Raw genomic sequence first — 361 nt, 5'->3', positions numbered from 1 at the left:
GCCACATGATCTGGATCGGTGACCGCACCCGTCAGCCCGACGGCGCCCATGTCGAATTCTGCCGCGGTGTGCAGAACCCGATCGGACTGAAATGCGGCCCGTCGATGACGGCCGAGGATCTGAAAGTCCTGTTGGCCAAGCTGAACCCGGAGAACGAGTTCGGCCGTCTGACCCTGATCGCGCGCTTCGGTGCCGGCAAGGCTGCCGAGCATCTGCCGCGCCTGATCAAGACGGTGAAGGAAGAGGGCGCGAACGTGCTCTGGACCTGCGACCCGATGCACGGCAACACGATCAAATCGGCCTCGGGCTTCAAGACCCGTCCGTTCGAGCGTGTGCTGCAGGAGGTGCGTGACTTCTTCGC

General features: G+C 63.7%; 1 protein-coding gene. It reads left to right on the top strand.

The window, feature by feature from the left end; genetic code table 11:
• On the top strand, window positions 1-361 hold a 361-nt coding region (locus tag BTA51_RS29265; RefSeq protein WP_141215735.1), incomplete at both ends, for a 3-deoxy-7-phosphoheptulonate synthase.

The organism is Hahella sp. CCB-MM4, from assembly GCF_002260525.1.
Lineage (GTDB): Bacteria > Pseudomonadota > Gammaproteobacteria > Pseudomonadales > Oleiphilaceae > Hahella.
The sequence above is the reverse complement of the archived record's forward strand: the minus strand, read 5'-3'. Positions and strand labels throughout refer to the sequence as shown.